Origin of the sequence: Aneurinibacillus danicus, assembly GCF_007991215.1 — a bacterium.
Taxonomy (GTDB): domain Bacteria; phylum Bacillota; class Bacilli; order Aneurinibacillales; family Aneurinibacillaceae; genus Aneurinibacillus; species Aneurinibacillus danicus.
Window position 1 is genome coordinate 1 of sequence record NZ_BJXX01000094.1, and the last position, 7,837, is coordinate 7,837.

Genomic DNA, 7,837 nt, shown 5'->3' on the forward strand with positions numbered 1-7,837 from the left:
GCCGTCATTCTAGCGGTCGCCGTCATTCTAGCGGTCGCCGTCATTCTAGCGGCCACCGTCACTCTAAGTCGTAATAATTGGTTTTGGAATATTCCGAATAAGGAGTACCGCCGTTCCGATATCGGAACGGCTTTTTGCTTTATAGCGGTAGCGAAGTAAGTGGACAGATTTATTAGAGAGAAGGTATACCGGAAGGGACAGGCCATTGCTTTGGACGAACAAGCAAAGGGGCCCACCTGGCATCCGGTGGATTGTACGGTGCGCTTGCAATAAGCCGACCATTTTGCCGGACGGCGGCTTTAGAACGAAGCATTTCTTCAATGAGAGGTTCGACGAAATCACGGGCCTCCGTTTTGAATACATGCCGGCTGAAATCGTGGAACCAGCCGCAGCTTAGGAGGTAATCGGGTACGTCTTCTTCCGCTATGCCGTCCAGTATGATGAGCGAGTAGGCGAAAATACGCTTGCAGGCATGCCAGGCTACTTTTTCCGGCGCGCTCAACCATTTTTCCAGGCGCCGTCTTGCGTTGTCGATTGCTCTTATTGGATCTTCAATGGCAGAGCCGTGTCCTGAGTAGGCGCGCTTCAGGGGAAGAGTGCGCATTCGGTCCAGGCTTTCTATACTCAACTGCATAGCAGCCGCCCCTTCGCGGAACATATTAATCCAGCCGATATCATCCCCGTAAAACAAATCACCGCACAGCAGTGTCTGAAAATCCGGAGCATACAGTGCGATATGTCCCAGTGTATGGCCGGGAGTATGCAGCACCTGCACAAGCACATTGCCGGTATCCATCTCATCCCCGTCCGAAAGCATACGGTTGACCGTATACGGCTCTACCGGCTGGTCCAGCCATTCTGCACAGCAAGCCTCGGGGTTACGGGCATTGACTGCTTCGCCCTCCCAGCGGTGTGCGGCAATCGGAGTGCCGTATCTTGTCTGTAGTTCATAATTGCCGCCGACATGATCGCTGTGATAGTGCGTATTGACAATCAGGGAGAGAGATTCAGGGGCAACGCCGGCACTTGTGAGAAGCTGCTTTGTGGTTGCGGTGTCGCTGCCGAACCCCGTATCAACAAGGATAGGCTGCTTTCCGTGCAGAAGCACCATGTTAGCACTGGGAAATGTACGCTGGAAAAATTGAATCGGAGAAGCAGGCATAATAGATCAACTCCTTAATGAATGAACGAACGCTCGCTCAAATATTTTGTATATTCAAACTGTAACATGATACGGGAGAAATATCCATTCATAATAAATGCTGACGAGCATCTTTTGTTACAAATTACAATGAAGGCGGGAAAAAAGTTTTCCTACAACACGAAGGGAGGAGACAAGGATGTTTAACACGAAGAAAGCCGGTCAGGAATCGGGTTCCTGACCCGACCTATTTGAAGAGATAACTCTATGAAACGATGTTGGAATACTGCTGAATGGCAGCTTCCCATGTTTCAAACATGGCCAGCGCTTTGCCTTCCGCAATAACGTTTCTGGATAATTCGATTCCTTCTTCAATAGAGCTTGCCTTTTCTGCAACCCACAGCCGGACGGCACTATTTAAGAGAACGAGATTGACGAAAGGAAGTTCCGCTTCATTCCGAAGCACCTGCAGGGCGATGTCGGCCTGCAATTTTGGTGTCCATTCCAATTCTGGTACTTCCGCCTGTACGCCCAGCGCTTCCGGGTCAATAATAAACAGCTCATGAGAATCTTCAGTAACCAGCAGCGCTCGTGTGCTCTGGTGTATCGGCACATCTTCCGAACCTTCCATACCCTGCACCACAATGCCGCGCCGCACACCCAGCCGCGTCATCACCTCTGCCATCTTCTTGAATACCGTGCCGTGGAATATGCCCGCTGCCATATACGGCGCTTCTGAATACCGCAGAAATTTCTCCGCCGTGTTGAGCATCGTCCGAAACCCCAATTCCTCGCGCAGCGGCCGCAGGCTCGATAACGCCGGGTTCCAGGTTTCTGCGTAGACGTACAATACGCCCGTTTTACGGGCGGCTTCGATAAATGCTTGTTTGTTTCCTTGAGCCTGCACACCCAGCGTGCCTAGAATGTCAGAGAGAGTAATGCCCCATTTAGGTGGTAAGGATTCGCCGCCGTGCAGGGTAACGGGTACGCCACAGGCAGCCGTAACGAATGCGGCCGGGAAATTTACGAAGAACGACTTCTTCCGTCCATCATACGGACCGGCACAATCGACGCTTCCCGGAATGGGATGTTGCTCGGTGCGTTCCCGCAGCGCTTCAACGAACGCAAGCAGCTCGTCCGCCGTCTCCATCTTGATTCGCTCCGCTACAAAAAACGCGGCGGTCTGCGCAGGCGTAGCTTCGCCGGATATGATCATCCGGGCACCGCACAGGGCTTGCTCGTAAGGCAGGTCTTTTGCTCCTTTTTTTCCTCGCGCAACTTCTTTTAATAGGTCCCTCATCTGGCTCCACCTCTTCTTGTCTTATTCGATTATCGTTATTGTTTTGTACTATAGCACCAAAATATAAACTTTGTCTACTTGTTTTGTTGGTATTTTCGAGAGAGGGAGGGAAGATTACAATGCCACAGTTAATTTCGTAAATGAAAGGGCGACTTCGATGAAGATCAAGCTTTAGTCCGTGTGCCTTGCGGTGCCTCAAAAAAAATAAGCTGTCAAGGTCCCGCGACAGCTTTACAACCTGTCGGGATGATAGCTTTGGACAGGTTTTAAGAGAAACATGCTTTATTTTTTGCGTGCTTTTTCCACTTCTGCATACATTTTTTGTGTCAGATCTTCCCCGATTTCTTTGGAGTGTTGCTCAATAACCGGCTTTATAACGGCTTTGATTTTTTCTTTTTCTTCATCTGAGACCTCATTTACTTGCATTCCTGCCGCCTTCAAGTTTTCAAGCGATTTTTTATTCTGTTCAATGTTCAGCTCACGCTGGTATTTTCCGGCTTCGATCACGGCCTCTTGGATGATTTTTTTCTCTTCATCAGAAAGCCCATCCCAGAATTTTTTGCTGGCCATGAAGATAAAGGGAGTGTAGACATGATTGGTCATGCTCAGATAAGGCTGAACCTCATTGAATTTATGGATTTCAATTGTTGGCAGCGGATTTTCCTGTCCATCAATGGTTTTAGAATCCAGCGCGGTGAAAACTTCAGAAAAGGCCATCGGCGTCGGATTTGCCCCCAGAGCACTAAATACATCGAGATGCACCTTATTGGGCATCGTTCTAATCTTTAATCCCTTAAAATCCTCTAAGGTAGAGACCGGGTGTTTGCTGTTTGTTAGATTGCGGAAACCGTTCTCCCAATAGCCTAATCCGATTAATCCGTGAGAAGGAAGTTTGTCCAGCAGTGTTTTTCCTACCTCGCCATCCAATATGGTATACGCTTCCTGCTCATTGTTAAAGACAAACGGGAAATCAAAGATGCCGAATTCTTTAACTGTGGAAGCCAGCGGAGAGGTGGAAATCACCCCAAGTTCCTGTGTGCCTCCTATAAGATTGTCGATCGTTTGTTTATCGTCACCCAATTGATTGTTGTAGTATAAACTTACGTTAAACTTCCCATTGCTGTTTTTCTCAACAATCTCTTTGAATTTCTGCGCGCCTTGTCCTTCGGAATGCTTTTCATCCAGGCCGACTCCGAGCTTAAACCTCCGTTCTTGTATGCTATCGGCTGGTTCGGCTTTATTTTTAGCGGATGTTTCAACAGTTTTTTGACTTCCGCAGCCGAAAACAGTAAGAATAATACTTGAAATAATCAGATAAATAGCCGCTTTTTTTATTCCTTTTTTCATAAATTCTCCCCCTCGTAAACAAGTTGATGAAGTAGATTAAGATGTGAATGATTTATTTACCCCCGCCCAAAAAGTTACCGGCCCAACCATCCGCCGTCGACAGCCAGCAGGTGACCGTGAACATAATTGGATGCATCGGAGGCTAAAAATACGACGGTTCCTTTAAAGTCTTCCGGGTTTCCCCAGCGTCCGGCCGGAATTCTGTCGAGAATTTGAGAATTTCGGGTCGAATCGTTCAGCAGGGCCATGTTCATATCGGTGGCGATATAGCCGGGGACAATCGCGTTGACGTTGACATTGTGCTGTGCCCATTCATTGGACAATGCTTTTGTGAGTTGGGCCACACCTCCTTTTGCGGCAGCGTAAGCCGGGACGGTAATTCCGCCCTGATAGGAAAGAAGGGAAGCCAGATTGATGATTTTTCCTTGTTTCCGGGGCACCATGTAGCGTCCGGCCTGCTGGCACAAGAGCCACACTGTTTTCAAATTGACTTGAATCACATCATCCCAGTCTGATTCCGCGAAATCGATGGAAGGAGAGCGACGTTGAATGCCCGCATTGTTTACTAAAATATCAATCGTTCCGAAACGGGACACTACGCCGGGTACGGCTTCTTTTACCTGCGCGGCGTTGTCTAAATCACAGGGGATAATCTCGCATTTTCTTCCCAGTTTCTCGATCTCTTCTTTCACCTCGTATTGATCGGGTGAGCGCTGCAGGAGGGCAATGTCCGCTCCTGCTTCCGCCAGAGCGAGAGCGATTGCGCGTCCGATGCCGCGGGTCGCTCCTGTCACGGCTGCCACTTTTCCATTAAGGTTAAATAAATCGAGTACCATGTATATGCACTTCCTTTCTTTATGGGTGAATGAGAATTTTTAAGGATACATCCGGATTTTCCATTAAGGCAAATCCCTCAGCGATTTGTTCGAGGGGAAGCTGGTGCGAAATAATGGGGGATACATCAATCATCCCGTTTGCCATGATCCGGATTGCTTTTTCAAAATCGCTCCGACTATAGCATCGTGTTGTTATTAAAGAGAGTTCTTTGAAATGCATGGCTGCTAAATCAACCACCGGTGCCTGTTTAAACACGCTGACGACGACAATTTGTCCCTGAATTCTCGCGATGTCCGTCATCTGTTTGGCGGTCGCCGGTGCACCAGCCACTTCGAAAACGATATCAGCTCCAATATTATTTGTAAGCGCAAACACTTCTTCGTTTACATTGCCTTCTCTGGCGTCCAAAGCAGTCAATCCGAGCTCTTTTGCCTTTGCTAAACGGTATGGGCTAATGTCAGAGACAATCACCTGTTCGGCGCCCGCCCGTTTGGCCACCAATCCGATAAGCAGACCAATCGGGCCGCCGCCCAGGATAACAATGTTGTCCCCGACCTTTAGCGAAGAACGGCGTACCGTGTGAACCGCTACGGCGAGAGGCTCCGCCAGGGATGCATGGGCATCGGAGAGCGTTTCAGGAATCAGGTGAAGCCGGTGCAGAGGCACCGCTACATATTCGGCAAATCCACCGTGGCCATCAATTCCGATGAGCCGCAGCGTTTTACATACGTGGGATTGTCCTGACATGCAGGCTTCACATGTTCCGCAGCTAAGGGTAGGCTCGATTACCACTCTATCTCCCAGAGCAAAAGAAGAGTTGCCATAAATGTCCTCGATGATGCCGCTGAATTCATGTCCCATTGCCAGAGGGGCTCTGGCTCTGGGGTGCTTGCCAAAATAAATCATCATGTCCGTTCCACAGATGCCGGCATACGACACTTTTACCAACGCTTCCCCTTTGTTTAATCTGGGCTTGTCTAATTCACCCATCGTTACGTTTTTTTCAGAAACATACAATCCGGCTCTCATCATTGTCATGTTTGTGCACCTCCAACGCGTGTATGTAGTTACTAGTAAGCGAAAACAACGTGTGCTACAATTACACTCAACTACTTGTATACTTGTCGACAAGTTGTGTAAAAGAAAAGAACTGAAGCTCAGGTATCACTGTCATTCCCATTTAGATATTGATTACACAGTTCTATGTATGTTCGGTAGAAAACACATAGATGTAGCCATGTAAGTTATCCCCCTTTTTCTGGTTCCTTTGTTTTACCGGGTTTCTATTCGGTATGGAAAATACTATCGCTGACGGTTTTTCGTGTATCTTCAAAATGCGCCTCCACAATCTTTTCGATATAGGCAGCGTCTTTTGACACTAGAGCGTTTACAATGGAACGATGATTGTTGATGACGGTTGCGGCTCCTTGCGTATGTTTTGCGAACCGTTTTTCGGTTGCCACCAGCAGAGCTGTAAGCACAATATGCCGAATCCCGTTCCATAAATGCAGTATTCTTGTGTGGTTGACCGCTGCGATCATCACTTCATGGAAGTGCAAATCCTGGTAGGAAAACTCTACATAATCATGATACTTCGCAGCAAATTCCATTTTATCGATGATTTTATTGAGCGTAGCGACCAGATTTTCATGAGGGTCTTTAGCAAGGCGCTGCAAAACAAAATTTTCGATAAGAAAGCGAACATCGTACAATTCTTCGATGTCTTTCGAAGTTAAGCCTAAGACAACGGCTCCCATGCGTTCAAGACGAATTAATCCTTCGGTTGAGAGCGTTTTCAAGGCTTCTCGCACCGGCGATCTGCTTGTGCCGAATTCCGCTGCAATCTGATTCTCGGACAATACTATACCTGGTTGAATGACACCCTTTATAATTTGCAACCGTAATTCGCAAGAAATCCGCTCGCCAAGCGAAGCCCCTTGCAGCCAAGAAGAGGGATACTGCATTTCCATTCGACGCTCCTATCAAGTAGTACGTAAGATTAGTTGATATCTTTAAGTTGTATACAAGTATACAGCTACTGACAATTGTAATATATTATCTGAATTTTGTAAATGCTGTTTATAAAAGAAAGCACGCCTCTTATGAGATGTGCTTCTTTAATGAAAAGGTACGATAATAGGATAAGATCATTTTATCTCCATTCCTACATCGTGTCTTTTCGGTTTATCAAGTAGCTTGTTAACAGCCCCGAACTCAAGGCGACCAGTCTGAATCTAGCCGGACAGCGTCGTCCCTTCCGTACGAGGCGTCTTCTCTCTAGATAATACAACAAGGACAGCCCCTGCCAAAACAATCAAGCCGCCTATCATTTGTAACATCGACATTTTTTCTTGAAACATCAACGTAGAAAGGCCAACAGTGATAACGGGTTCCACCATGCTTAAAATGGAGGCTTTCGTAGGACCCGTAATGTTCATGCCAGCGAAAAAGGTCAACATGGCAATCACACTTGAAAAAAGAGCAATACCCGCGATGGAAAGCCATCCCATGGGAGCGAATGCAAAGTGCAGCGTACCGGTGTATAATCCGCCGATTAAAAAAGAGAGGGAGGCAAATAACGCAATAAAAGCACTGGTGATTACAGGTGAGACCTGTGAAACGACCCGCCCGCCAAAGATGATATAAAAAGAATACACAACGGCAGCAGCAACAGCCAATAGAATACCTGTAAAATTGATATTTTCAGTCGGTGAACCCAGCACAAAAGCGATACCGGATAGGGAAATGAGAATGGATATGAGCAATTGCTTGGATACTTTTTCTTTGTTAACAACAGACGAAAGAATTGCGACAAACACAGGATACAAATATAACAATAGAGCTGCCAACGAGGCGGGTATGTATTTAACGGATGAAAAATAAAAATAGGACTGCAAGGTATAAAGAAGTCCGCCTAATACAAGGAAAGATACAAAATGATGTTTGGTAATCCGCCATTTTTTCACTTTCACAAGTAAATAGAGAAAGAAAAAAATCGAAGCAAAGGCAAAGCGCAAAAATAAAATGGTTGTTAAACTAACGTTATTTTCATACGCGTAGATAACAAAAATGGGCATACATCCAAACCCTGTCGCCGATAGAAATATTAAAAAATAGCCCAAAGGCATGACTGTCCCTCCTTATCTCCCGTCGCTATGGTAATTACAGCATCTCAGGTCATTTGTAATCCGGGTATTTTTTTCTGTGAAAAT

The 7,837-nt window shown here is 46.7% G+C and carries 7 protein-coding genes; all 7 read right to left on the reverse strand.

The features are described 5' to 3' along the window. Window positions 1-172 precede the first annotated feature (172 nt). Window positions 173-1,162, reverse strand: coding sequence for an MBL fold metallo-hydrolase (locus ADA01nite_RS10895; protein WP_146809997.1), 990 nt, complete (start codon window positions 1,160-1,162; stop codon window positions 173-175). Between the two features lie 244 nt (window positions 1,163-1,406). After that, window positions 1,407-2,441: an anthranilate phosphoribosyltransferase gene (locus ADA01nite_RS10900; RefSeq protein ID WP_146809998.1), complete on the reverse strand. Its 1,035-nt coding sequence runs from the start codon at window positions 2,439-2,441 to the stop codon at window positions 1,407-1,409. A gap of 282 nt (window positions 2,442-2,723) precedes the next feature. Next, window positions 2,724-3,788, reverse strand: coding sequence for a TRAP transporter substrate-binding protein (locus tag ADA01nite_RS10905; RefSeq protein ID WP_146809999.1), 1,065 nt, complete (start codon window positions 3,786-3,788; stop codon window positions 2,724-2,726). A gap of 74 nt (window positions 3,789-3,862) precedes the next feature. Continuing rightward, window positions 3,863-4,624, reverse strand: coding sequence for an SDR family oxidoreductase (locus ADA01nite_RS10910; RefSeq protein WP_146810000.1), 762 nt, complete (start codon window positions 4,622-4,624; stop codon window positions 3,863-3,865). A 19-nt stretch (window positions 4,625-4,643) separates the two neighbouring features. After that, window positions 4,644-5,663: a zinc-dependent alcohol dehydrogenase gene (locus tag ADA01nite_RS10915; protein WP_246147306.1), complete on the reverse strand. Its 1,020-nt coding sequence runs from the start codon at window positions 5,661-5,663 to the stop codon at window positions 4,644-4,646. Between the two features lie 245 nt (window positions 5,664-5,908). Beyond that, window positions 5,909-6,589 (reverse strand): GntR family transcriptional regulator, encoded by a 681-nt coding sequence (locus tag ADA01nite_RS10920; RefSeq protein WP_146810003.1) that lies wholly within the window; start codon window positions 6,587-6,589, stop codon window positions 5,909-5,911. A gap of 270 nt (window positions 6,590-6,859) precedes the next feature. Further along, window positions 6,860-7,753, reverse strand: a complete 894-nt coding sequence (locus ADA01nite_RS10925; RefSeq protein ID WP_146810001.1) for a DMT family transporter — start codon at window positions 7,751-7,753, stop codon at window positions 6,860-6,862. Window positions 7,754-7,837: the final 84 nt, after the last annotated feature.